29 protein-coding genes and 1 pseudogene are annotated in these 23,637 nt (G+C 58.1%); 17 read left to right on the plus strand and 13 right to left on the minus strand.

The genetic code is table 11. The annotated features are described in order from the left end of the window. The first annotated feature begins 21 nt into the window (after positions 1-21). Positions 22-1,305: a YeaH/YhbH family protein gene (locus ACR809_RS15085; protein ID WP_004140429.1), complete on the plus strand. Its 1,284-nt coding sequence runs from the start codon at positions 22-24 to the stop codon at positions 1,303-1,305. Here the strand turns inward: ACR809_RS15085 and ACR809_RS15090 are convergent. The 3 genes from ACR809_RS15090 to ACR809_RS15100 all read right to left on the minus strand — a co-directional run bounded on the left by ACR809_RS15090 (position 1,302) and on the right by ACR809_RS15100 (position 2,838). Then, complete coding sequence (locus ACR809_RS15090) at positions 1,302-1,673, minus strand: hypothetical protein (RefSeq protein WP_129111253.1); 372 nt, start codon at positions 1,671-1,673, stop codon at positions 1,302-1,304. The genes ACR809_RS15085 and ACR809_RS15090 overlap by 4 nt on opposite strands. A 13-nt stretch (positions 1,674-1,686) precedes the next feature. Next, positions 1,687-2,235 carry an AAA family ATPase gene (locus tag ACR809_RS15095; RefSeq protein ID WP_095221630.1) on the minus strand — a complete coding sequence of 183 codons (549 nt, stop codon included), beginning with the start codon at positions 2,233-2,235 and terminating at the stop codon, positions 1,687-1,689. Between the two features lie 291 nt (positions 2,236-2,526). Beyond that, positions 2,527-2,838, minus strand: coding sequence for a hypothetical protein (locus ACR809_RS15100; protein WP_122051403.1), 312 nt, complete (start codon positions 2,836-2,838; stop codon positions 2,527-2,529). A gap of 67 nt (positions 2,839-2,905) precedes the next feature. Between ACR809_RS15100 and ACR809_RS15105 the strand changes: the two genes are divergently transcribed. Further along, a complete protein-coding gene (locus tag ACR809_RS15105) occupies positions 2,906-3,025 on the plus strand; it encodes a hypothetical protein (protein WP_004140436.1) in 120 nt (39 codons plus the stop codon). Between the two features lie 70 nt (positions 3,026-3,095). Here ACR809_RS15105 and ACR809_RS15110 read toward each other — a convergent pair whose 3' ends face one another. Then, positions 3,096-3,977 (minus strand): LysR family transcriptional regulator, encoded by an 882-nt coding sequence (locus tag ACR809_RS15110; RefSeq protein WP_040174341.1) that lies wholly within the window; start codon positions 3,975-3,977, stop codon positions 3,096-3,098. Positions 3,978-4,152: 175 nt separating this feature from the next. On the opposite strand from ACR809_RS15110, the gene ACR809_RS15115 reads away from it, so the two are divergent. Continuing rightward, positions 4,153-5,370 carry an MFS transporter gene (locus ACR809_RS15115; protein ID WP_023284999.1) on the plus strand — a complete coding sequence of 406 codons (1,218 nt, stop codon included), beginning with the start codon at positions 4,153-4,155 and terminating at the stop codon, positions 5,368-5,370. Here the strand turns inward: ACR809_RS15115 and ACR809_RS15120 are convergent. Beyond that, a complete protein-coding gene (locus ACR809_RS15120) occupies positions 5,367-6,116 on the minus strand; it encodes an SDR family oxidoreductase (RefSeq protein WP_002901225.1) in 750 nt (249 codons plus the stop codon). The genes ACR809_RS15115 and ACR809_RS15120 overlap by 4 nt on opposite strands. 166 nt (positions 6,117-6,282) lie before the next feature. Between ACR809_RS15120 and ACR809_RS15125 the strand changes: the two genes are divergently transcribed. Then, positions 6,283-7,188 (plus strand): LysR family transcriptional regulator, encoded by a 906-nt coding sequence (locus ACR809_RS15125; protein ID WP_004140447.1) that lies wholly within the window; start codon positions 6,283-6,285, stop codon positions 7,186-7,188. Between the two features lie 6 nt (positions 7,189-7,194). Here ACR809_RS15125 and ACR809_RS15130 read toward each other — a convergent pair whose 3' ends face one another. Then, positions 7,195-8,460, minus strand: coding sequence for a Y-family DNA polymerase (locus tag ACR809_RS15130; RefSeq protein ID WP_122051404.1), 1,266 nt, complete (start codon positions 8,458-8,460; stop codon positions 7,195-7,197). A 2-nt stretch (positions 8,461-8,462) separates the two neighbouring features. Then, positions 8,463-8,882, minus strand: coding sequence for a translesion error-prone DNA polymerase V autoproteolytic subunit (locus ACR809_RS15135; protein ID WP_002901192.1), 420 nt, complete (start codon positions 8,880-8,882; stop codon positions 8,463-8,465). Between the two features lie 270 nt (positions 8,883-9,152). Here ACR809_RS15135 and ACR809_RS15140 point away from each other — a divergent pair, with 270 nt between their 5' ends. Continuing rightward, positions 9,153-9,395, plus strand: coding sequence for a DinI family protein (locus ACR809_RS15140; RefSeq protein WP_002901096.1), 243 nt, complete (start codon positions 9,153-9,155; stop codon positions 9,393-9,395). Positions 9,396-9,565: 170 nt separating this feature from the next. Here ACR809_RS15140 and ACR809_RS15145 read toward each other — a convergent pair whose 3' ends face one another. Then, a complete protein-coding gene (locus ACR809_RS15145; protein ID WP_014907796.1) occupies positions 9,566-10,702 on the minus strand; it encodes a glycosyltransferase family 9 protein in 1,137 nt (378 codons plus the stop codon). Here ACR809_RS15145 and ACR809_RS15150 point away from each other — a divergent pair. From ACR809_RS15150 to ACR809_RS15160, 3 genes and pseudogenes are all read left to right on the plus strand, one after another. Then, a pseudogene (locus ACR809_RS15150) lies at positions 10,697-10,853 on the plus strand (hypothetical protein). The gene ACR809_RS15145 and the pseudogene ACR809_RS15150 overlap by 6 nt on opposite strands. Positions 10,854-10,948: 95 nt before the next feature. Next, entirely contained in the window at positions 10,949-11,449 is a 501-nt protein-coding gene (locus ACR809_RS15155; RefSeq protein WP_122051405.1) for a YbaK/prolyl-tRNA synthetase associated domain-containing protein, read from the plus strand. A gap of 117 nt (positions 11,450-11,566) precedes the next feature. Next, positions 11,567-12,013: a DUF441 domain-containing protein gene (locus tag ACR809_RS15160; RefSeq protein WP_002901080.1), complete on the plus strand. Its 447-nt coding sequence runs from the start codon at positions 11,567-11,569 to the stop codon at positions 12,011-12,013. On the opposite strand, the gene ACR809_RS15165 is transcribed toward ACR809_RS15160, so the two are convergent. Continuing rightward, the gene (locus tag ACR809_RS15165; protein WP_162992552.1) at positions 11,997-12,791 is read right to left on the minus strand and encodes an AraC family transcriptional regulator; all 795 of its coding nucleotides are present in this window, start codon (positions 12,789-12,791) and stop codon (positions 11,997-11,999) included. The genes ACR809_RS15160 and ACR809_RS15165 overlap by 17 nt on opposite strands. A 107-nt stretch (positions 12,792-12,898) precedes the next feature. Between ACR809_RS15165 and ACR809_RS15170 the strand changes: the two genes are divergently transcribed. Continuing rightward, positions 12,899-14,074, plus strand: coding sequence for a CynX/NimT family MFS transporter (locus ACR809_RS15170; protein WP_020324105.1), 1,176 nt, complete (start codon positions 12,899-12,901; stop codon positions 14,072-14,074). A gap of 31 nt (positions 14,075-14,105) precedes the next feature. Here the strand turns inward: ACR809_RS15170 and ACR809_RS15175 are convergent, their stop codons facing one another. Then, the gene (locus ACR809_RS15175; RefSeq protein WP_004140471.1) at positions 14,106-14,798 is read right to left on the minus strand and encodes a CTP synthase C-terminal region-related (seleno)protein; all 693 of its coding nucleotides are present in this window, start codon (positions 14,796-14,798) and stop codon (positions 14,106-14,108) included. Positions 14,799-14,943: 145 nt separating this feature from the next. Between ACR809_RS15175 and ACR809_RS15180 the strand changes: the two genes are divergently transcribed. Next, complete coding sequence (locus ACR809_RS15180) at positions 14,944-15,453, plus strand: DUF523 domain-containing protein (RefSeq protein WP_004176547.1); 510 nt, start codon at positions 14,944-14,946, stop codon at positions 15,451-15,453. Beyond that, positions 15,440-15,796, plus strand: coding sequence for a DUF488 domain-containing protein (locus ACR809_RS15185; RefSeq protein ID WP_004150779.1), 357 nt, complete (start codon positions 15,440-15,442; stop codon positions 15,794-15,796). The genes ACR809_RS15180 and ACR809_RS15185 overlap by 14 nt, the downstream gene beginning before the upstream one ends. Here ACR809_RS15185 and ACR809_RS15190 read toward each other — a convergent pair. From ACR809_RS15190 to ACR809_RS15200, 3 genes are all read right to left on the minus strand, one after another. Continuing rightward, positions 15,786-16,025: a putative hemolysin gene (locus ACR809_RS15190; RefSeq protein ID WP_004179368.1), complete on the minus strand. Its 240-nt coding sequence runs from the start codon at positions 16,023-16,025 to the stop codon at positions 15,786-15,788. The two genes, ACR809_RS15185 and ACR809_RS15190, sit on opposite strands and share 11 nt — an antisense overlap. A gap of 265 nt (positions 16,026-16,290) precedes the next feature. Next, on the minus strand, positions 16,291-16,542 hold the full coding sequence (locus ACR809_RS15195) for an ogr/Delta-like zinc finger family protein (protein WP_004213128.1): 252 nt from the start codon (positions 16,540-16,542) through the stop codon (positions 16,291-16,293). 43 nt (positions 16,543-16,585) lie between these two features. Further along, the gene (locus ACR809_RS15200; protein WP_040181406.1) at positions 16,586-17,725 is read right to left on the minus strand and encodes a phage late control D family protein; all 1,140 of its coding nucleotides are present in this window, start codon (positions 17,723-17,725) and stop codon (positions 16,586-16,588) included. A gap of 154 nt (positions 17,726-17,879) precedes the next feature. On the opposite strand from ACR809_RS15200, the gene ACR809_RS15205 reads away from it, so the two are divergent. Genes ACR809_RS15205 through ACR809_RS15230 form a run of 6 tightly spaced genes read left to right on the plus strand, consistent with a single transcriptional unit; the run spans position 17,880 to position 23,539 of the window. Next, on the plus strand, positions 17,880-19,052 hold the full coding sequence (locus ACR809_RS15205; protein WP_040181409.1) for a phage tail sheath subtilisin-like domain-containing protein: 1,173 nt from the start codon (positions 17,880-17,882) through the stop codon (positions 19,050-19,052). Further along, entirely contained in the window at positions 19,052-19,567 is a 516-nt protein-coding gene (locus ACR809_RS15210) for a phage major tail tube protein (RefSeq protein WP_004216461.1), read from the plus strand. The genes ACR809_RS15205 and ACR809_RS15210 overlap by 1 nt, the downstream gene beginning before the upstream one ends. 45 nt (positions 19,568-19,612) lie before the next feature. Further along, the gene (locus ACR809_RS15215; protein WP_004131585.1) at positions 19,613-19,930 is read left to right on the plus strand and encodes a hypothetical protein; all 318 of its coding nucleotides are present in this window, start codon (positions 19,613-19,615) and stop codon (positions 19,928-19,930) included. Next, a complete protein-coding gene (locus ACR809_RS15220) occupies positions 19,930-20,088 on the plus strand; it encodes a GpE family phage tail protein (protein ID WP_075604421.1) in 159 nt (52 codons plus the stop codon). Before ACR809_RS15215 ends, ACR809_RS15220 begins: the two co-directional genes overlap by 1 nt. After that, positions 20,075-23,050, plus strand: coding sequence for a phage tail tape measure protein (locus tag ACR809_RS15225; protein ID WP_122051406.1), 2,976 nt, complete (start codon positions 20,075-20,077; stop codon positions 23,048-23,050). The genes ACR809_RS15220 and ACR809_RS15225 overlap by 14 nt, the downstream gene beginning before the upstream one ends. A 15-nt stretch (positions 23,051-23,065) precedes the next feature. Beyond that, a complete protein-coding gene (locus ACR809_RS15230) occupies positions 23,066-23,539 on the plus strand; it encodes a phage tail protein (RefSeq protein ID WP_040181415.1) in 474 nt (157 codons plus the stop codon). Positions 23,540-23,637 lie beyond the last annotated feature (98 nt).

The raw sequence follows: 23,637 nt of genomic DNA on the forward strand, positions 1-23,637 counted from the left end.
TAATGCAGTACAGGAGGGCATATGACCTGGTTCATAGACCGACGCCTGAACGGGAAAAACAAAAGCGCCGTCAACCGCCAGCGCTTTTTGCGCCGTTATAAGGCGCAGATTAAACAGTCGATCTCCGAGGCCATCAACAAGCGCTCGGTGACCGATATTGAGAGCGGAGAATCCGTCTCGATCCCGACGGACGATATCAACGAGCCGATGTTTCATCAGGGTCGCGGCGGCCTGCGCAACCGCGTCCACCCGGGCAACGACCATTTTGTGCAAAACGACCGCATTGAGCGCCCGCAGGGCGGTGGCGGCGGCGGCGGTAGCGGTCAGGGGCAAGCCAGCGCCGATGGTGAAGGAAAGGATGAGTTTGTCTTCCAGATCTCGAAAGATGAATACCTGGATCTGTTATTTGAAGATCTGGCCCTGCCGAACCTGAAGAAAAACCAGCACCGGCAGCTGAATGAGTTTAAAACCCATCGCGCGGGTTTTACCTCCAATGGGGTGCCAGCCAACATCAGCGTGGTACGTTCACTGCAGAACTCGCTGGCCCGCCGTACGGCGATGACCGCCGGCAAGCGTCGTGAACTGCGCGCCCTGGAGGAGGATCTGGAAGCCATCAGCCGCAGCGAACCGGTGCAACTGCTGGAGGAGGAGCGCCTGCGCAAAGAGATTGCCGAACTGCGGGCTAAAATAGAGCGGGTGCCGTTTATCGACACCTTTGATTTACGCTACAAAAATTACGAAAAACGGCCGGAGCCTTCCAGCCAGGCGGTGATGTTCTGTCTGATGGACGTCTCAGGCTCGATGGACCAGGCCACCAAAGACATGGCCAAGCGCTTTTATATCCTGCTGTATCTGTTCCTCAGCCGGACTTATAAAAACGTCGACGTGGTCTATATCCGCCACCATACCCAGGCAAAAGAGGTGGATGAGCACGAATTCTTCTATTCTCAGGAAACCGGCGGCACCATTGTCTCCAGCGCCCTGAAGCTGATGGATGAAGTAGTGCAGGCCCGCTATGATCCGGCGCAGTGGAACATCTACGCCGCCCAGGCGTCGGATGGCGACAACTGGGCCGATGACTCCCCGCTGTGCCACGAACTGCTGGCGAAGAAAATTCTGCCGGTGGTGCGTTATTACAGCTATATCGAAATTACCCGCCGGGCGCATCAGACCCTGTGGCGCGAGTATGAACACCTGCAGGCGACCTTTGATAATTTCGCCATGCAGCATATTCGCGACCAGGAGGATATCTACCCGGTATTCCGCGAACTGTTTCATAAGCAGTCATCTAAAAACGAAGCCTAATTAAATAAAATCAGCCAGTTAGCATGACTTCCTGGCTGATTTTCCTGCCTTTGTAAACGCTTTATTTGCGCGATACTCAATGTATTAAATTTCATTTTAGGGAAGACAAAACGGCTTCTTCGCAACACGCCACTTGCCCGTTGGTTTTTATATTCAAATCCTGCATCAACTCCTGTTTGCGTTAACGTTGCTGAACGCAAAGGAGTCTGGTTTGAATGTAGCGATGACCAGTGAAGCATTGGGCCGCGCAATGGACTGAGACTTTCAAAAAATGATAGCGCTGACGACGCCCGCAAGGTGGTAGAAACGGGTGTGGTATGTTCACCAGAATACGTGAGATTCAGGTATGGTGATTCACCATTACGCATAGTTGCTGTTTTATCAAAGTACGACTCTGGAAAGAATAAAATCCACACGTTCTTCAACTGAAACGCATGGCAATTCAATCAACTGATAGTCATACAGACGGTACGTTTTCACCATTGCATGATATGTCGCAACGGCAACATCATAAGATTGTTTGCGCTCGGCATCCTGTACATATATCTCACGCCAGGGCGGTGCAATAAATACGGTTCGGTTATAGCGAAATTTCGCGATAGCGTTTTCCAGATGCCTCGGTATGGTAAGTTCAGAAAGACGTAAATAACCTAAAACATCAGGAACGCCACGGTCGAAGAAGCATAGTGATTTTTGCCCCTCCGCTTCGTGCCACGAGCGCATTTCCCAGGATAGCATAAGCTCTGCAAATGCACGCTGATTGGCCCATGGTAGTGCATCACCGTCGATGTTTACCTGATCTTGAATAACGCCTCTTCCAGCCTCTTTAGAACACCAAAAACCTCGTTTTATCATCGAATCAATTATCGCGCTTTTGCCTGACCCTGGGCCACCTGTAAGAATAAAACGGTGTTGAAAAGATACAGACATTAAATCCTCCTGGACATGTAAGATGCGACAAGCGAAGCGCCTGTTTCTGGTTACGCACCTATCTGCAGCGGGAGAATAATGCTGACAAACGCATGCCGGCTTATTTCCGTCAGGATCGCGCAGATAGGCAATATAAAAGTTGGGGCAGCGCCGGCGGCTCCGGCATAGGCCGCCCTGCTAACGCTGGCGCAGTTGATCTGTTCCTGGTTAATTAACACGCGACCTCAGTAGATCTCGCGCAGCCAGCAACCGCCTGCTGCTGGCCAATCTTCCACCTGCCCGGTCATCAGCCTACAGCGGCGACACGGCCTCGACTTCATGCTGAAACACATAGGGGTCGGAGAGGAGTTCGAATGCTTCGTCGTCCGGATAGGTGACCGCGACGTGATAGTCTTCGCCAGCGAAGGCTTTGACCGCCGCGAGATCCTGCCAGTAGGTGGCAAGAAAGAAATGCGCCCATTCGCCCTGGTTTTCCTGGCGCACCAGCGCCCCCCGGTTGCCGGCGATGCTCTGAGCGTGTTCCACGCCGGTCCGCTCGAGATGGCGGACAAACCCCTCAGCATGTTGCAATGGCACACAGCCGTGCCAGGTCCTGACAATCATTTGCGTTCTCCTGTGGTGATAAACGTCTCACCCTAACATCGACAGGCATTTCTGGGGGAGCGCAACAATGCCGCGCTGGCCACAACACAAAATTATTTTGCCGGACGGGGATATCCTCTCACTCTGCAGTATTTTCGACTGCGGGGCAGCATTGGGCCGAATATTGCGCGGCGAGTATCACTGTTAGCTGGCGCGGAAAAAATCGTGGCTCGTCAGCCTCGGGCAGTCTTATCGATACACGCCCAAGCCGCGCCCCTTCAGGGCATCGCCAGCCGATCTTGATGGTCCGCAAAGAGAGCGATGAGATGGTCGGCGAGAACCCGCACGCGTCTGGATCCGGCCAGGTCAGAATGCATCACCAGCCAGAGGGTCTGATCCGCGCCGATCTCCGGCTGCAGGCACTGCAGGCCGCTGGCCCGCGCCATAAAGTGCGGCAGGACGCCCAATCCGAGGCCCGCGGATACTGCGGAAACCTGGGCCACGAGCGTATTGGCTTCGACTTTACACGGCCGGCCGCGCAGGGTGCGCGTGATCCATTGGGCGGCCGGCAGGTGCTGGTGAGTTTCCGGCCACCCCACAAAGTCCGCCTCGCTCAGCGACAGGCCGTCCGCGCCGACCAGACAGTCGGCGGCGCCATAGACGCCAAACCCCACCGTCCCCAGCCGCTTTAACGTCAGATGCCCGGCCTCAGGCTTGACCATGCGGATCGCCAGATCGGCATCCCGACGGTGCAGGTTCACCGGCTGCACGCCGCTCAGCACCTCCACCCGCAGCTCGGGATAATGGTCCAGGAGCCCTTTCAGGGAGGGCAGAATAAAATGCGTGGCCAGGTTATCCGAGGTGGCCAGACGGACAAGCCCGGCGACATGCCCCTGCAGTTGCGCCGCTTCGCCGAACGCCAGGCCAGCGTATTCCAGCGCCTCCGCCCGCGCGAACAGGGCTTCGCCATCGTCGGTCAGGCGGTAGCCGCTCTGATGGCGGCTGAAGAGCGGAACGTTCAACGCCTGCTCCAGCCGATCCAGCCGGCGGGACACGGTGGCAATTCCCATGTTCATCTTGTCGGCGGCGCCGCTCAGCGTTCCCGCCCGGGCGATGGCGAGGAATATGCGAGCATCATCCCAGTGAAATTCTGCGGTCATCTATTTTCCATATATGGAAAACGACTCTCCGTTTTCCGCTCTTTTTTATCAGTTTCGCAGAGATGATACTGCACGCCATTCGCGGAGACAACCAGGCCATCCGGTCGCCTGCTCTCTCCTCACCTGAACGTCCGTGCACCGCGCGGAACGCTCCTTTCCTAAGGATACGCCTGATATGAAAGAGATTGCTTTACCCCTCCACCCGGCGCCGGCGCGCGTCTGGATTGCCGTCGTTGCGCTCGGGATCTGCGCCTTTTCGATCGTCACCAGCGAACTGGCGCCGGTGGGCATGCTCAGCGCCCTGGCGGCGGATTTTCACCAGACGGAATCCGGCGTGGGCCTCGCCGTCACCGCCTATGGCTGGGTAGGCGCCCTGGCGGCTCTGCTTTCCGGCGCAATGCCGGCGCGTATTTCCCGCAAGGCGCTGCTGGTCGGGCTGATGCTGATCCTCGCGCTTTCCTGCCTCGCCGCAACCCGGTCTTATTCGATGTTCGCCCTGATGAGCGCCCGCATGATTGGCGCCCTGGCGCATGGCGCCTTCTGGGCCTTAATTGGCATTGTCGCCGCGCAGCTGGTGCCGCCGCACCGGCTGGGGCTGGCCACGGCGATCATTTTTGGCGGCGTGTCAGCGGCAAGCGTAGTGGGGGTGCCGCTGGCGAGCTTTATCGCCACCCTGGCGGGCTGGCGGCTCGCGTTTATGTCGATGGCCCTGTTGTCACTAGCCGCCGCTGCGGTGCTGTGCTCGACGCTGCCCCCGCTGGCCGCCCCTGCCCCCGTCAGGCTGCGTGTTTATCGCGATATCTTCCGCAATCCGCTGCTCGGTGGCCTGTATGGCGCCACGGCCTGCATCATTACCGCTCACTTTGCCGCCTTCACCTACATTGAACCGCTGCTGATAAATCTGCAGGGAGTCCCGGCGACCGCCCTCTCCGGCCTGCTGCTGCTGTCAGGGGTTTCCGGGCTGCTGGGTAACGTTATCGCGGGTAAGCTTATCGATCGTCATCTGAAGGGGCTGATTTTCGCTGCGCTGCTGCTGAGCGGGGGCGCGCTGGCGCTCCTTGGCGCCGCCCGTCTTGCGCCACTGCCGTTCTGTTTTAGCGGGCTACTGTTAGCCCTGTGGGGCGCCGGCATCGCGATTGTGTTCGTAGGCTTACAGACCTGGCTGCTGCGCAGCGCGGGCGCTGTCGCCCAGCCGGCGTCAGCCATTTATGTGGCCATTTTTAATGCCGCCATCGGCACCGGGGCGTTTGTCGGCGGCCAGCTGATCGCCTCAGCTGGCCTGTCGGGAATGGTGTGGCTGGCGGCGGGGATCATGGTGGGCAGTACGCTGCTGATCGCCCTGCTGAAAGCGCCTCTGCCCGGTCAGGTCAGTGCGGCGACGGCAGGCGCTTAGATTTGCGCCAGCCCGCCGTCGACATAGATCTCCGCGGCGTTAATAAAGCTCGACTCATCCGACGCTAAAAATACCACCGTCCGGCCAATCTCCTCCGGCTCGCCCAGCCGCCCGAGTGGTACGCCGGCCGCCAGAGCATCGAACAAGCCCTGGCGGTCCGCCTCCGCCACCAGCCCTCCCAGACCCGGGGTACGTACCGGCCCCGGGCTGACCACATTGATGCGGATCCCGCGGTCGCTAACCTCCAGCGCCCAGGAGCGCGCCAGGCTGCGTACCGCGGCCTTACTGGCGCTATAGATGCTGAAGTTAGCCGTCCCTTTTACCGCCGCCGTAGAGCCGGTCAAAATCACCGAGGCGCCATCGGCGAGCAGCGGCAGCGCTTTTTGCACGGTGAACACCACCCCGCGCACGTTGGTGGCGAAAATCCGGTCGACGTGTGCTTCGGTGATGGCGCTCAGCGGCAGCATGTCTCCGCCGCCGGCATTGGCGAACAGCACATCCAGCCGGCCGGACTCTTCGGCAATGGTCGCAAATACCGCGTCAAGGTCGCTTAACACGGCGGCGTCGGCGCGGATCCCGCGGGCGGCGGGCCCGATGAATCTTACCGCCGCATCCAGCTCCTCCTGACGGCGGCCGGTGATGTACACCTTCGCGCCCTGCTCCGCCAGTGCTTTCGCCGACGCCAGGCCAATCCCGGCGCTGCCGCCGGTGACTAACGCCACTTTATCCGCAAGTTTTTTGCTCATGGTGCATTTCCTTGGTTAGAGTATAAACAGGCCAGGCACGCGAACGCGCCCCGCCGGGTATGGAAAGCACTGTAATCGTCCCGGCGAGGCGGAAAAATGGCCTAATCTGAAAAACACTCTTCCCCTCGGTGGATAATGACCTCCAGTAACCAGGATAAAGCGAATAATGGACCGGTTTTCAGCTCTCAAAGCCTTCACTCGCGTTGTCGAAGCCGGCAGCTTTACCCGCGCCGCGGACTCGCTGAATATGCCCAACGCCACCCTCAGCAAAACCATTCAGCAACTGGAAGCGCATCTTGGGGTTTCCCTCCTGCAGCGCACCACGCGGCGTATTACCGTGACGCCGGAAGGACGGGAGTACTATGAAAAAGCCCGCTGTCTGCTGGAAGACCTGGAAGAGATCGACGCGTCTTTCAATACCGCCCGCAATAAGCCGAAGGGCCATCTACGGATCGCCATCGGCGGGTCGACCGCGTGCGATGTGCTGATCCCGCTGCTGGCGGACTTTATGACCTCCTGGCCGGATATCCGTATCGATTTGCAGGTGGCCGATAAGCCCGCGGACCTCATCAGCGGCAATATTGACTGCGCCATCCGCGGCGGTCCGATGGAAGACTCGACGCTGATCGCCCGTAAAATCGGCGAGGCGACGCTGGTCACCTGCGCCACCCCTGGCTATCTTCAGCGCTACGGCACCCCCGCCTCGCCGGATGAACTACATCATGGCCACCGGCTCATCAGCTATCTGTCGCCGGCCAGCGGCAGAGCGTTTCCGTTTCGCTTTACGCGTCACGGCGTCAGCACCGAGCTGAAGACAGAGCCCCATCTCGGCATCAATGAGAGCAACGCGCATATTGCCGCCGGCGAGGCGGGCTTAGGCATTGTGCAGACCTTTACCTATTCGCTGAAACCGGCGCTGGCGAGCGGCGAACTGGTGGAGATCCTCAGCGCCTGGCGCCCGGCCCCCTATCCTTTTCACGTTGTCTATGCCCGGCACCGGCACGTCCCGCCCCGGCTCCGCGTCTTTATTGACTGGCTGGCGGCGGTTTTTCCGGCCGCGGTGCAGGGATAGCGCGCGTTATCTGACGCGGAGCAGGTCGCCGTATCGCGTGGTGTAGCGCGGCGAGAGCATCTCTCGCTTCATCTGCCACTGCTGCTGGATCCCCTGGCCGGCAAAATAGAGCGCCCCCCTGCCGTTTTTCGCATTCAGCTGATCGAGAACCTGCATCAGTCTGGCGCTGTTTTGCCGCGGAGCAAGCTCGTCGAACAGATTCAGCTGGGCGACGCCCTGGCTGTAGAAATCGCCGAGCATCACGCCGGCCTTCTGATAGCGATGCCCCGCTTTCCAGATGGCATCCAGACAGCTCGTCGCCGCGGCGATAATATCCCGGGAGTCCTGGGTCGGCGTCAGCAGCTTTAGCGAGGCGCTGTTGCCGTAATAGGGTTCATTCAGCGCGAAGGGGCTGGTTTTGACAAAGGCGGAGACGAACCGGCAGTACTGATGCTCACCGCGCAGCTTTTCTGCTGCCCGCGCGGCATAGCTGCAGATCGCCTGGCGCATATCCTCATAGGCCGTAATCCGATTCCCGAACGAGCGGCTGCAGATAATTTCCTGCTTAGCGGGGGCAAACTCCTCCAGCGCCAGGCAAGGCTCGCCGCGCAGCTCCCGTACCGTTCGTTCGAGCACCACCGTGAAGTGCTTGCGGATAAAGCGGATATCGCTCTCCGCCAGCTGGAGTACCGTGCCGATCCCCATCGCTTCAAGCTTTTTGCCGATCCGCCGCCCGATGCCCCAGACCTCGCTCACCGGCAGCAGCGCCATCAGCTTTCGCTGCCGCTGCGGGCAGGACAAGTCCACTACCCCGCCCGTCTGCCGCGGCCACTGCTTCGCCGCGTGGTTGGCCAGCTTCGCCAGGGTTTTGGTCGGGGCGATGCCAACGCCCAGCGTCAGATGGGTACGCTGCAGCACCGTGGCACGGATTTCGCGGCCAAAATCGGTCAGATCTCTGCAATGACGCACACCGCTGACATCGCAAAAGGCCTCATCGATACTGTAAATTTCGCAGCGCGGGGTGAGCTCTTCCAGGGTGGCCATCACCCGGCTGGACATGTCGGCATACAGCTCATAATTACTGCTAAACGCCACGACGCCGTAGCGAAGAAACGCAGCCTTCTGCTTAAAGTAGGGTTCGCCCATTTTCACAAACGGCTTCGCCTCCGCCGAGCGGGCGATCACGCAGCCGTCGTTGTTCGACAGCACCACCACCGGCCGCCCCTTCAGGTCTGGCCGGAAGGCGGTCTGACAGCTGGCATAGAAGGCGTTCACATCACAATGCGCGAACATGATCAGCCCGCCGCCTTGATGATGTAGGTTACGACGCCGAAAATATCGAGCGTCTCCTCGCGGCCGACCACGATGGGCGAATAGGCCGGGTTCATCGGGTTAAGCTGCACCCGCGGCAGAAGCTGCAGCTTCTTTACCGTAAACTCGCCGCCGACGGCGGCAATCACGATATCGCCATGCTCCGCTTTACGCGCGCTGTCCACCACCAGCAAATCGCCTTCGTCAATGCCGGCATCGATCATGCTGTCGCCAGCGGCTTTGACAAAATAGGTCGCGCTGGGATGCTGCACCAGCAGCTCGTTGAGGTCGATTCGCTTCTCAACATAGTCCTGAGCCGGGCTGGGAAAGCCGCACTGCACCAGGTCGGCAAAAAAGGGAAAGGAGACAATCTGACGTAGCTCAACCGGCGTGTAAACGTTCATTTTTCAACCCACCACACAATACTGAATATATATACAGTAGTTTTGCCAATTTTACCGGTCAATATCGGCTCCAGCTATCAATCGCCAGCACTGAAATAACTCCTTGATGTCAATAGGGGTCTTCTTCAGCACCAGCGAACCGTTTGCTGCTTTTGCGCGCAGCCCGCCCGCCGCGCGAGGTGGTAGATGCGCAGCGCCGCGGCATTCGCTTGACACTGTACATTAATACAGTAAAACTATCGCCCGCGATCAGCATACAGAGGACAGAAGATGTTTGTGGAACTGATTTATGACAAGCGCAATTTTGCCGGGCTGCCGGGCGCCAGAGAGGCCATTCTTAACGAGCTGACCAAACGCATGCAGCGCATTTTCCCGGAGGCGGAAGTGCGGGTGAAGCCGATGATGACGCTGCCGGCGATCAACACCGACGCCAGCAAGCATGAAAAAGAGCTGATCAGCCGCACGGTGCAGGAGATGTTTGAAGAGGCGGATATGTGGCTCACTGAAGAGTGATCCCGCCCGTCAGTCGCGGCGACCACCTCTTTAAGAGCTTTCCCGGATGTGGCAGAGCCGCGGGCAACAGTACAATAGCGGCGGTTGCAGACTGGCAATGCAACCTTCGCTCACCTGCTGGCTCTTGCATACGGCCAGCAGGTGAGCCCTACCTGTCTCCCCTCATCGCCTCACAGCGTCTCCGGTAGCGCCGCTATAATTCTATCCACTAGCCCGCGATGCTGATGGACCTTCCCGCATTTAACAATGATCTGCCTGGCGTTGTCATAGCCCGGGGCCCACAGCCGGTTATTAAGCAGAACGTCCTTATAGACCGCGATCAGCGGTTTGTTCCACGCCGCCGCCATGTGCACCACCGAGGTGTCCGGGGAGATAATCAGCTCCGCCTGGGCGATCAGCGCCATCGCATGGTGTAACGTGTTAAATGGGTTAATCACCACCTCCGGCGGCAGCGGGATGCGGATCTCGCGCCGGTGATCGAGCAGAATAACCGCGCTCCCCGGGTGGCGGGCCAGCAGTTTGTCGAGCAGTTCCGCCAGCTGCGTCTGCGAGAGACTGCGGTCGGCATGGCCGGCAAAAATATTAATCACCACCGCTTTTCCGCTTAGCGACGCCAGATACTGCGCCACCTCCTGCATAATCGGCCCGGGCACCGCCAGGTCGTAAGCGTCCAGCCCGCGGGTGTCCAGTTGGAGATAATCGGCGATCAGCTCGAACGTTTTCGTCACGTGCCAGCGCTGGCAGTCAAAATCAAAAGAGTGGGAGTAGTGCTTAATCGATGGCCATTTATTAAACCCGAGCACTGATTTGGCTTTTATTTGTCGGAAAAGCCGCAGGCGATGCACGGGAATATCGAACAGCGAAGGATCAATAATAATATCGTACTTATTATTAGCCAGTTCATTAATAACGTCGCGAGGAACGTTATGATTAAATTTACGCAAAAAATCGGCGGACGTGACCGGGTCAGCTTCATAAATATGGCGGATCCGCGGGTTATAACGCATCACCTGGCTGTTAGAGGTCGTCAGCAAAAAATCAACGATATAGCCTGACTGATGCAGGCATTTCACCAGCGCGGAATCCACCACTACATCGCCGACCGCCCCCTCATTGCGCATCAACAGGACGGTTTTCGCAGACGACAAATCTACCGGCTGACGGCGTCGGCGATCCCAGAGCGCTTTCGCCACCCCCACCCGCAGGGCATTACGTACTTTCTTAGTAAAGTAATTCCGCCGTCTGTTGAGCTCCCTTATTTTATTAAATTTCTTGCGTGGGGAACCCTGCATGGTTGCATCGTGCATCATCCTAACCTCATTACGGCAATTATTAATATTCTGTGTCGTCCGATAGAGACTGAGCGAAATAAAAAAAGTTCGATTGAAAATGAAAATCATTCTTTTTTTTATTTACAAAACTCATCTGCGCCTGCGGGATTGCACCACAGCACTGTGAAGTAATAATGAGCGAATGGTGAATTTCCCGGCCCACCGTTGGCAGGCCGGCGCAACAGCGCTAAGCTGGCTGCTTTATGATGTCAGGAGGACGCTATGCTTGAAGCAGTAGAAGGTAATATCCACCAGCGGCTGTGCGCGCTGCTCGACGAGCACCGGGCCCGCTACCGGGTGATGGCGCACGAGGCGGTCGGTCAGTGCGAAGCCGTCTCGGCAATCCGCGGCACCGCGCTTGGCCAGGGCGCGAAAGCGTTAGTCTGTAAAGTGAAAGGAAACGGCGTCAACCAGCATGTGCTGGCGATCCTCACCGCCGATCGGCAGGCCGATCTCGCCAGCCTGGCCCGGCATATCGGCGGCAGCAAAGCCTCGCTGGCCAGCCCGGCGGAGGTGGAGGCCCTCACCGCCTGCGTGTTCGGTGCCATTCCCCCCTTCAGTTTCCATCCGGCGCTGCGGCTGGTGGCGGACCCGCTGCTGTTTGAACGCTTTCCACAAATCGCCTTTAACGCCGGGCGCCTGGACCGGTCGATCATTCTCGACACCGAAGACTATTTACATATCGCCCGACCAGAGATCGCGACCTTTCGCCGTCTTAGCTAACCGGGCATCCGCCCAGATTTCCGCCGCATGGCGTAAAAATCCTGTTTATTCACGCCACGATGCGTAGAGTAAGCGGGATATTTTTTGGCATTCTTATTTTGGCAAGGACCTCTGTACATGTTTGATACCACCCTGTTGATCCTGCTGGGTCTGGCGGCGCTCGGCTTTATCAGTCATAACACCACCGTGGCGATCTCCATCCTCGTGCTGATTATCGTGCGCGTCACGCCGCTGAACGCCTTCTTTCCCTGGGTTGAGAAACAGGGACTGACCGTCGGGATCATTATTCTGACCATCGGCGTGATGGCGCCTATCGCCAGCGGCACGCTGCCGCCCTCGACGCTGATCCACTCCTTTATGAACTGGAAATCGCTGCTGGCGATAGCGGTCGGGGTGTTTGTTTCGTGGCTCGGCGGGCGCGGCGTCTCCCTGATGGGCTCCCAGCCGCATCTGGTGGCCGGGCTGCTGGTCGGTACAGTACTCGGCGTCGCCCTGTTTCGCGGCGTCCCGGTCGGGCCGCTGATTGCCGCCGGGATCATCTCATTGTTTATTGGGAAGTCGTAGCCAGGCTACCGTGATAGCGGCCCGGTGTCTGCCCGAGCCCTTTTTTAAACATGGTGATGAAGGCGGTGGTGGAATCGTAGCCCAGCGCCTGAGCCGTCTGCTGCACCGTCTGCCCGCGGATCAGCAGCTGCAGCGCGAGGATCAGCTGCAGCTGATGGCGCCAGCGGCGAAAGCTCAGCCCCGTTTCGCGCACTACCAGGCGGGCCAGATTCCGCTCGCTCATCGCAAACACCGCCGCCCACTGGCTCAGGGTCTGCCAGCGCGCCGGATACTCAGCCATCATCGTCACCATTTGACGAATTTTCGGGTGGTTTGATACCGGCAGCTGCAGGTGCTCCTGCGGCTGGCGGGGCAGCTCATCAAACAGAACCTGCACCAGCCGGGCCGTGGCGGGGGCGGCCAGGGACTCTCCGCCGCGCTCCGCCAGAGTAAGGATCAGCTCTCGCACCAGCGGGGAAATCTTTAGCGTACAGCAGCGATCCGGCATCGGCGCGGCGCCCGGCTCGATGAACAGGAAGCATACCTGGGCGCCGGGGGTAGCGCGGTTACTGTGGGACAGCTGCCCCGGAACCCACACCGCATACTGCGGCGGCACCATCCACATTGCGTTCTCCACCTCGCAGGTCAAGGCGCCGTGCAGGGCAAGGATCAGCTGCCCCTTACGGTGGGAATGCGCCGGAATATACTGCTCCGCCTCCACCACCCGGATACGAAAGGCAATGGCCGATTCGTGGCCACTGTCCGGTTCATAGCCATCCAGCCCCAGTCCAATCATCATATTGTCCGATATTAGCGATAATCTGTCATTTTAGCTTGATTTAAACGAGGGACAAAGCCGCTATCGTAACTCCCCTCGTTAGTTACCTTGAGAATGATATGTCTTCTGTGATCTCCTCTACCGGCCGCCGCCCCGCGCTGCTGATTGCCGGTATCCTGCTCATCGCCACCACCCTGCGCGTGGTCTTCACCGGCGCGGCGCCGCTGCTGGACGCGATTCGTAGCGACTATGGCCTGACCACCGCGCAGACCGGGCTGCTCACTACCCTGCCGCTGCTGGCCTTTGGCCTTGTCTCGCCGCTGGCGGCAGGGGTTGCCCGCCGGTTCGGCATGGAACGCAGCCTGCTGCTGGCGATGCTGCTGATCTGCGCCGGCATTGCCCTGCGCTCCCTGCCCTCCGCTGCGCTGCTGTTTATCGGCACGGCGGTAATCGGCTGCGGCATTGCGCTGGGTAACGTGCTGCTGCCCGGGCTGATTAAACGGGATTTCTCGCAACATGTCGCGCGGATGACCGGCGCCTATTCCCTGACGATGGGCGGCGCGGCGGCGCTTGGTTCGGCGCTGGTGGTCCCCGTGGCGATGGCCGGATTCGGCTGGCGCGGGGCGCTGCTGCTGCTGATGGTCTTCCCGCTATTGGCGCTCCTCAGCTGGCTGCCGCAGTCCCGGCGCCGGGCGGAGACGCCATTGACCGGCTCAGGCGCTATGCATAACCGGGGGATCTGGCGGTCGGCGCTGGCCTGGCAGGTGACGCTGTTCCTCGGCATCAACTCGCTGGTCTATTACGTGATTATCGGCTGGCTGCCGTCGATTCTGCAGAGTATGGGCTATAGCGAAGCGCAGGCCGGCTCGCTGCATGGCCTGCTGCAGCTGGCGACCGCCGCGCCCGGCCTGGCGATACCGCTGATCCTGCATCGGCTGCGCGACCAGCGCGGGATCGCGGTGCTGGTCGCCCTGATGTGCGCCATCAGCGCCGCCGGGCTGTGGCTGTTGCCTGAGCTGGCGATCGGCTGGACGCTGCTGTTCGGCTTTGGCTCCGGAGCCACTATGATCCTCGGCCTGACGTTTATCGGCCTGCGCGCCAGCTCGGCGCATCAGGCCGCGGCGCTGTCAGGGATGGCGCAGAGCGTCGGCTATCTGCTGGCCGCCTGCGGGCCGCCGCTGATGGGCAGGATCCATGATGCCAATGGCGACTGGCATATTCCGCTGCTGGCGGTGGCGCTGATTTCGCTGGTGATGGCGGTCTGCGGCGCGCTCGCCGGACGTGACCGGGAAATTCACCCCTGAAGATGACCGGCAGCGCCCGCTGCCGGTGGAATTATTGTGCCGCGGCGCGGAGAAACGCCTGCACCAGCGGCGCGGGACGCCCGTCCAGCGCGTGACGCTCATGCTGGAACAAGGTGGCGACAAAAAACGGGTGCGTCACCAGCTCGACGGCGCGGATCTCACCCTCTTCATCCCAGCCGGTGACGCGCAGATCGCCCTGCTCCAGCTCCGCCGCAAACGCGCTGCTCACGCCGTACCGGCAGTGGTAGCCCTCTTCAATGCTCTCCCGGCCATAGGCGCGGGCAATCAGCGTATTCGCCCGCAGCTCGACGACGGCAGAGGTCTCCACCAGCGAGCAGCTGAGGGGAGCGATCACCATCCGCCCTTCGCTGTCGGTTTCCGCATGTCCGGCGTCCTGCCAGCCGAGCACGTTGCGGGCGTATTCAATCACCGCGTGCTGAAAGCCGCCGCAGGTGCCGAGGAAAGGAATGCTGTTTTCCCGGGCATAGCGGATCGCGGTAAACGCGCCTTCCGGGTGACGATACGGGCTGCCGGGAACGACCCAGATGGCATCGTACTCCGCCAGCGCCTCGCCGGAGGCGATCGACGGGGTGGCGAGCCAGTCATATTTCACCGGCTGCTCCAGCACGGCGGCGGCATCGTCTATCGCCAGGGGAATGGCCTGATGGGCAACAATATCGGGGTGATAATCGCCGACAAGGGCGAGGCGTAAAGGAGTTTTCATAGCAGGTTCCTTATGTCTGGACGAGACGGACAGCACAAGGCACGTCAGAATAGCGATCCCACCTGTGGAACACAATCCTTATTTTCACCCCACCGCCGTGGCCGACGGGTGAGGTATACTGGAAAAAGCGCGTAAGGGAGAGAGAATGAAAAATAAGCTTTTGGTCAGCGCCTGCCTGATGGGATTCCAGGTGCGGTATAACGGTAGCGAGAAGGCACAGCTGGCGGCGACGCTGTCCCGCTGGCAGCAGGCGGGGCGGCTGGTGATCCACTGCCCGGAGCTGGCTGCCGGTCTGCCTACGCCCCGACTGCCGGCGGAGATCCTCGGCGGCACGGGCGGCGATGTGCTTGCCGGACGGGCGCGGATCGTGGAAAGCGACGGCCGCGACGTCACCGGACATTATCAGCTGGCCGCCTGGCTGGCGCTCAGCGCCGCCCGGGAAGCGGGCTGTCAGGCAGCGTTACTCACCGACGGCAGCCCTACCTGCGGCAGCCAGTTTGTCTATGACGGTTCCTTTCGCGGACGGCGCAAAGCGGGCGCCGGCGTGGCCGCCGACCTACTCCGCGCCCACGGCATCACGGTATTTTCCGACGGGCAAATCCCGCAGTTGCTCGCCTGGATGGCACAGAAGGAGCAGGATGATGATTCAGTGTAAACGGGTGTATGACCCGCAGGAAAGCAGCGACGGCTATCGGGTGCTGGTCGACCGTCTCTGGCCGCGGGGGATTAAAAAAGAGGCGCTGGCCTGTGATGAGTGGTGTAAGGAGTTAACGCCTTCCGCTGAGCTGCGCAAAGCCTTTCACGGCGAGGCGATCGATTTCGCCCACTTCAGCCAGCGCTATCGTCAGGAGCTCGACGCCCATCGCGAAACGGGCCTGCGGCTGGCGGCGCTGGCGCAACGCCAGCCGCTGACGCTGCTGTACGCCGCGAAGAACACCGAGCAGAATCATGCCCGGGTGCTGGCCGCCTGGCTGGCGGCCCTGCCGGTTACGATTTAGCCGGATGATCCCGGCGCCACAGCGCCCACTCGTCGAGGGTTTCGCCGCTGGGTAGTTTGCACTGAGTGCTGACGCCCTGCGGCGTTTGCACCGGCACCCGGGTGCCGCCGGATTGCTGACAGTATACCGCCGCGGGGTTGGGCATGCCGATGGTTTTTGTCGGCGCTGTGGGCTGCGGCTGGGCACAGCCGGCTAATAACAGTGGCAGAATAGCCAGTAGCTTTTTCATTGTTCCTCCCTTTCCTGAATGCCCGGGGATTTTAGCCTGAATCTCCACGTTTTCTCCATCTTGCCTGCACTTTTCCCCCGTAGAGTAGCCCCTGTTCTCGAACTGACCAGAGAACAGATCATTCCATAATCAATGAGTTTTTCCCCGTCGCCCCCGACGGGGCTTTTTTTTGGGATTTAATAAATTGAAATAAAAGGATTTATTTCAAAAATGTCCACATATCGACCACATTGACAAGAATAGCCCCCTTTCCAGGGGGCTATTTTTATACTGCAAGACTAAGTTGACTGTTCCCGTAATGAGAAGCCGGGAAAGCATCGCCGGGGATAAATCCTGGCGGCAAAGGATCTGCGCTGGTTGAGCGCTTCGTTACTCTGCGCTCTACGGTGTTAAGTGTCGTGAATGACTCGCTGCATTCAAGATTCTGGCATTGATGATATTGCCGGATGGTGAACTCGCTTAACCGGCGGCTGGTGCGGGTGCGGGCGTTTGCGCCGCAGTAGGGACAAACAAACATGATGATCTCCCATAGGGAGTTGAACTCACGGCTATTATGGCCGCTACTGTTCAGTTTCTGCAATCCAGTCGCTTATTTTCGCTTCAAGCTCCATTTTCGTGGTAAATCCGTTATCACCGATTACATGTTCCGCTCTGGCAATGATCCAATCCTGAGTATCGATTTCAGGCTTAAAGCCCGACACGGTCAGATGCATACCCGGGTATAAATCGGCGCGGCCGCGCGCCAGGGTTATCGAAAACTGTGCTGCGCCTTTCTGGAGTTGTATCCATTTTGCCGCAGCTGCGCGCCTGGCCGCCGTTTCGTTCTGATAGGTTTTACGCAAAACATACACGTTACCTTCAGCGCCTTCCAAGTAATCCCCCTCCGGCCGGCTGCTTTTCTCCTCAGCCTTTTTTCTGGCAGTATTTGTTTTGCGCTTAGTGACCTTGACCGGTTTTTTCTTGCCGAAATTAAGATCCAGCCAGTACGCCCGCACACCAGTGTAAGCATCACGATCGGCAATGCGGAACCTGTGACGATCTCCGCTGGCACGGGTTATCTCAGCCGATGGCAGCGCCCTACCGGATGCACTGACGCCGCCCCCAGGCAGGATAAACAGCAGACAGCCATTTTTCACGGTGGCAATGGCCCCCAACATCTCCGCCATGCGCGTTAAAAACGACATGTCGCTCTCTTCGGTCTGATCCGCATGGTCGATCTCAATGTCGATCAGGGCCTCGCTAATCATCGGCTTCAGGTCATAACGCCGGGCTATGGCCGATACCACCCGCTCTACCGTCACATCATGCCAGGACACCTCCCGCCTGACGTTCATCTCTTCGCGAAAATCAGCGCTGTGCGCGGTGATGTCGATTACATCCGGCGGCCCGCTATGCCCCACCTCGTCAACGGTGTAGAGACCTTTGTAGATCAACGCCTCACCCAGCCAGCCGATGGACACCGCCAGCTCCGCACCGCGTGGGGGTAAATCCGTTACTCCGTCGGAGTCATCTACTGACAAAGTTAGCTGATCAGCATCAAAACCGTTGTTATCTGTAACAGATAGCGAGGTGATGCGGTCGGCCAGTTCAGTCAGGGCGACCCCACCCAACGTGATACTAAAATCCGGTGTCTTTACGACCTCACTTAATTTTTCTAAATACCCTTCGGCTGCTGTTGTTAGCGTGTCTGCTATCGACATAACTCCCCCGTTTTTTGCTGATGATTCCATGCCCGCGCGCGGGGCTGAATCCCTTTTTGTTGTCAGCGAACGGGCAGACCGGCAACCAGGCGACGCCAGCAGACTTAACGTTGAATATGGCCCTGAACTCAAAGAGCAACATGATGGTGAACTTATGTCTGAAACTCGTTTTCACGGCGTCCGCTCTCGCGAAAATACCGACCTACAGCAGGCAATCAATGACATTGATTCCAGCGTGATCGGTATTGTCGCGGTTGCTGATGACGCCGATCCGGAAACCTTCCCGCTCAATACGCCGGTTCTGCTGACTCGGGTGCGTAACGTCCTCGGCAAGGCAGGTAAAACCGGGTCACTTTACAAAGCTCTCAAAGCCATTTCCGATCAGTGCAGCTCGCGCGTTGTAATTGTCCGGGTGAAAGAGGCTTCCGGTAACGGTGCCAGCCAGTCCCAGGCCGTTATTGGTGGAACAGATGGCGACAGCTATACGGGAATGTATGCCCTGCTGACGGCGGAAGCCAAAACCGGCTATCGTCCGCGCATCCTGGCGGTACCGGACTACGACACCGAGGAGGTAACGTCACAGCTTTGCGTGATTGCCCAGAATCTTCGGGCTTTTGTTTATGCCGGTTGTAACGGCTGCGCGACCATGGCGGAGGCTATTGCTTATCGCAAAACCTTCGCTTACCGCGAGCTGATGCTGATCTGGCCGGACTTCATCGCTTACAACCCCCTGACGGATGATAACGAAACGTTTCCTGCCCCGGCTTACGCCTGCGGCCTGCGCGCCGCTATCGATAACAGCCAGGGCTGGCACAAATCGCTGTCGAATGTTGTGGTGAATAACGTTCTGGGTATTTCGAAAGATGTGTTCTGGGCATTGCAGGCAGAAGACAGCGACGCTAACGAGCTGAACAACAACGAAATCACGACGCTTATCAAGCGTGACGGTTTCCGCTTCTGGGGTAACCGCACCACGGACACCGAAACCTACACTTTTGAGGTGTTTACCCGTACCGCGCAGATCCTGGCGGACAGTATTGCGGAGGCGCAATTTACCTCTGTTGACAGCCCGCTCACTCCGGCCAACGTGAAAGATGTGGTAAGCGGCATCCGCTCTGCTCTCAGCAAAAAAGTCACTGCCGGCCAGCTTATCGGCGCTGACTGCTGGTATGACACGCTGGATAACGGCACCACGGATTTGCGCCAGGGAAAACTGATTGTGCGCTATAGCTACAGCCCGGTCCCACCGCTTGAAGATCTGACGCTATACCAGACCTTTACTGATGATTTTTACGAACCGGCGTTCGCGTCGCTCGGGGGTGAATAATGGCTATTCCTCACAAACTGCGGCTTTTTAGCTGCTTTGTTAACGGCGACAACTATCTGGGAAAAGTGACCTCTTTCACTCGCCCCAAACTGTCACGAAAGGTAGAGGACTATCAGGGCGGTGGCATGCTGGGTGCGGTCGGTGTTGATCTCGGCCTTGAGGCTGGCGCGCTGGATTCCACCATTGTTTTTGGCGGCGTCATTAAGGCTCTGTTTCTCGAATACGGAGCAGAAATTGACGGCACGCGGCTGCGCTTTGCGGGTGAATATTTCACTGATGGCGAAAGCCAGCTTGTCGAGGTGGAGCTGCGCGGGCGATTTACTGAACTCGACGGTGGAGATTCAAAACAGGGAGAAGACACCGAGGAAAGCTACACCTTTAAATCCACCTACTACAAATTCTCCATAGATGATCAGCCCATTATCGAAATCGATCTGCTGAATTTCATCTACAAAAAGAACGGTCAGAACATGTTCCCGGACCGCATCACCTCTGCCCTTGGCATGGGCAATTGATAACCTTTAAGAGGGTGGCAACGATGCCGCCCGGAGATTTTAAACATGGCTAAAAAAACTAAAAACCTGTTCACGCTGATGCAGCCGGTAGTTCGTAAAGACAGTGAGATCGGTCAGGTGGAAATCACTGGCGCCATCAGTCAGGCCGGATCGTTGCGCGGCCTGAATCTTATCCGCGTTGCCAATATGGATGCAGACTCAATTGCCACGCTGTTGACGCGAGTCACCGCGCCTGCGCTGACACAAAAAGAAATCAACGAAATGCACACCCTGGACTTTATCGGGCTGGCAGAGCTTCTGGTCCCTTTCTTGAATCCGCCGGAGCCTGGAGCGTCGAACGTGGCGGAGACGGAGAGCGAGTAATCACCGTTGCGTTTGACCAGATAGACGATCTGGTTGCTGATATTGCCGTTATTTTTAACTGGCCGCCCTCTGAAGTTTTCGGCATGGATCTTGGCGAGGTGATAGCCTGGCGCAAGCGGGCGGCGCTTCGAAGTGGTGCCAGTGATGAAGAGCCTTGATATCCGCGTTGCTTTCAGCGCGATCAACAGATTTACCCGCCCCGTTAATGCTGCCCGCCAGAGTGCGGGCGGCCTATCCGACTCCCTCAGAAAAACACAATCCACCCTGAAAGGACTCGATAAGAGCAGTGCCACTTTTCAGCGAATGACCGCGGCCGTCGGCAAAACCGACCGTTCCATCTCACGTGCCCGTGCCCGCTTTGATGGCTTGTCAGAAGCGCAACGTAAAAACGGAACTCTGACGGAAAAACAGCAAATACTGATGTCCCGATTGGGTGAGCGGCTTGATCGGTTGACCGCAAAACGCGTGACGGAAGTGGCCCGCCTCCGTGAGAGTGCATCAGCCCTGCGCCAGCATGGCGTCATGCTTTCCGGTAGTAGCGCCACCATCGGTAACGCGATACGCCGCACAGAACAATACAACCAATCCCTTGAACGGGAAAAACGGCAACTTGCTGCGGTCACTCAAGCTCGTAAACGTTACGAGGGTGCACAGCAGATGGCCGGGAAGTTGCGCTCTGGTGGTGCCATAGCATTAGGTACAGCAACCGCTACCGGGTATGGCGCCGGACGCTTCCTGTCGCCTGCGGTTGGTTTTGATGAGGAAATGTCAAACGTCCAGGCGCTGACGCGACTCGATAAAAGCGATTCGCAGCTGGCCGCCTTGCGCACTCAGGCAAAAAAACTCGGTGCTGAAACCGCCTTCACCACACGTGACGCCGCCAGCGGCCAGGCCTTTCTGGCAATGGCGGGCTTCACGCCAGATGCTATCCGTGCCGCACTGCCCGGCGTACTCAATATGGCACTAGCGGGCAGTATGGAATTGGGTGAAACGGCAGACATCGGCTCAAATATTCTTTCACAGTTCGCCCTCGATGCCGGGGAAATGGACCGCGTCAGCGATGTGCTGACAGGTACATTTACCCGTACCAACACCACGCTTAGCAGCCTCGGCGAGACAATGAAAGTTGTCGGACCGGTAGCCGCGGGACTAGGGATTAGCCTGGAAGAAGCCGCAGCGATGACCGGCACGCTGGCGCGCGTGGGTATTCGCGGTAGCGAGGCCGGTACTGCAATGCGTCGCTCCCTCTCCCGCCTGGCCTCCCCTACTACGGCAGCCAAAAAGGCACTCAAAGAGCTGGGAGTGGAAACTGCCGACGCGAGCGGAAAAATGCGACGTCCGTTCGATATTCTTCTCGATCTACAAAAACGCGTTTCCCGCTTTGGCGAGGTGGATCAGGTTTCATTTTTCAAAGATATCGCCGGAGAAGAGGGTTTTACGAGTCTCCAGTCTTTGGTCAACGGCGCAGGTGATGGCTACCTCCAGTCACTCTATGGACAAATTGCTGAAGCGCATAAAAATCAGGAGGCCTTCGCCGTCGCTAACAAGAAAAAAGACAACCTTGGCGGCGATTTGAAGGAGCTGGACAGCGCGTGGGAGGCGTTCCGCATTTCTGTAGCTGAGACAGTGGACGGCCCATTGCGCAGACTGACACAGGGGCTTAGCCGGGTTATTGGCACTGTTCAAAGCTGGGTAGAAGAAAACCCCAGACTTTCACAAACGTTGTTACTCGCCGGCGGGACTGTACTGGCACTGACCGCAGTAATTGGCGGTATGTCATTAGCTGCTGGTCTGCTGATAGGTCCGCTGGCGAAGCTCAGACTGGGGTTTGCGCTGCTGTCCGGCGGGAGCGGAATCGGAGGTACGGTATCAGCGTTCCGCATGTTGAGTGCTGCGGGCGGTAGCTCACTGGTAAAAATTAGCGGATGGCGTGCTTTACTCAGCGGCCTGGCAGGACGCATCGGCGTATTAACCAGAATGATGGTACCCCTGCGCGGTGCGTTACTTGGTGCCTTTACCTCTCTGGGGACTGCTATCAGCGCCCTGTCAAAAAGCATTGGCGGGCTGGCATTGCAGCTAACCGGGATCCCTGCTCTCTTCGGCATTGTAAAAGGCGGTATTGCTGCACTGGGCGGCGGATTATCAATGCTCTTGAGCCCAATCGGTTTAGTGGGTGCTGCGTTTGTAGCTGCGGGAGTACTGATCTGGAAATACTGGGGACCAATTAAGGCCTTCTTTAGCGGTTTTTTTACAGGCGTCATCCAGGGGTTAGCGCCAGTTTATAACGCATTTTCCCGGCTGGCGCCCGTTTTCGGGGTCATTGGGGATGGCGTCAAAAACGTCTGGAACTGGTTTAAAAAAGTATTAACGCCCGTTGAGGAGAGTCGCGAGGCGCTAAACAAATGCGCCAGCGCCGGGCAGACTTTTGGCGAAGTCCTGGGGACCGCACTTAGCGTTCTGCTTTGGCCGCTTCAGAAGTTAATGGAAGGCGTCGGCTGGTTACTGGAGAAGCTCGATCTCATCCCCGATGGCATTGAAAGAGCCAGGTTGGAAGCGGCCAGACTCAGGGCTATTCCGGTTATGTGGGAATGGGATGAAAAATCCGGGCGCATGGTTAAAAGGGAGTGGCAATGGTCATCTGAAAAGCCTGCAAGCAAAGGCAGCGCCCCGCCGCCCAATGTGCTCGGGGGCAACTCTGGAACAGAGCGGCGGCTGGGCCAAATCGCGGATAACACCAAAGGCCTTTTAGATGAGGAAAAACGCAAACGTATCGGGCCGGGTGACATTGTATTTAAAAATCTCCCTCCAGCCCTTGCAGTACGTGGTGAATGGCAGGAGTCGAAGCTTGTCCGCCAGTCTGTCAGCGCTCGCCCGGTTATTGCCGCTGGCGAGCCATCGATAAAACAGACGCAGGCATGGCAACCGGTACGCCGAAATCAAAGCACCCACACGGCGGCTACAGCTTCAGGTGGTAGTTTTCCCGGTGATATTCACGTCCATCTGCACGGCATTCAGAGCAGCAATCCGCGCGAACTGGCGCGACTTGTTGGCGAGGCTGTCCGCGCGGAAATTGATAAAAAGCAACGCGCTGCCCGGGGTTCGTTCCGGGATAACGATTAATTAGGAGTAATAACTATGATGATGGTATTCGGTCTCTTTGTATTTGAACTCAGGACGCTGCCCTATCAGCAATTGCAGCTGTCACGTAACTGGCGGCACGTTAAGAATGACCGGGTGGGCCGGAGCGCAAAATGGCAGTACGTTGGCGCCGGCGAGAACCAGTTGACGTTGGGTGGGCTGCTGTACCCTGAAATCACTGGAGACAACCTGTCTTTGGGTGCGGTCTCGACAATGGCTTACACCGGGCTTGCCTGGCCGTTGATTGATGGGGTTGGCTCGATTTACGGGATGTATGTCATCACGGGTTTACAGGAGACGCATCAGGAGTTGGATCGTTACGGTAAAGCTAAAAAAATAGAGTTCACACTCTCGTTGCAGCGGGTTGATGAGGATATCAGGGAGAGGTTGCATAGTTCTTCCGTCAGCGACATGATGGCAATACTGAAGGATGGAGCCAAAACGGTATCAGATGTAACTAAAATACGCTAGGTGACCTCATATTCAATGCAGAAAATAATTATTATGGTACTAGACATAGACAAAAACAGTCATTACTGAACGTATTTCACATAAGCTCAGACCTGACC

It is taken from the genome of Klebsiella sp. CD33, assembly GCF_051992865.1.
Lineage (GTDB): Bacteria > Pseudomonadota > Gammaproteobacteria > Enterobacterales > Enterobacteriaceae > Klebsiella > Klebsiella pneumoniae.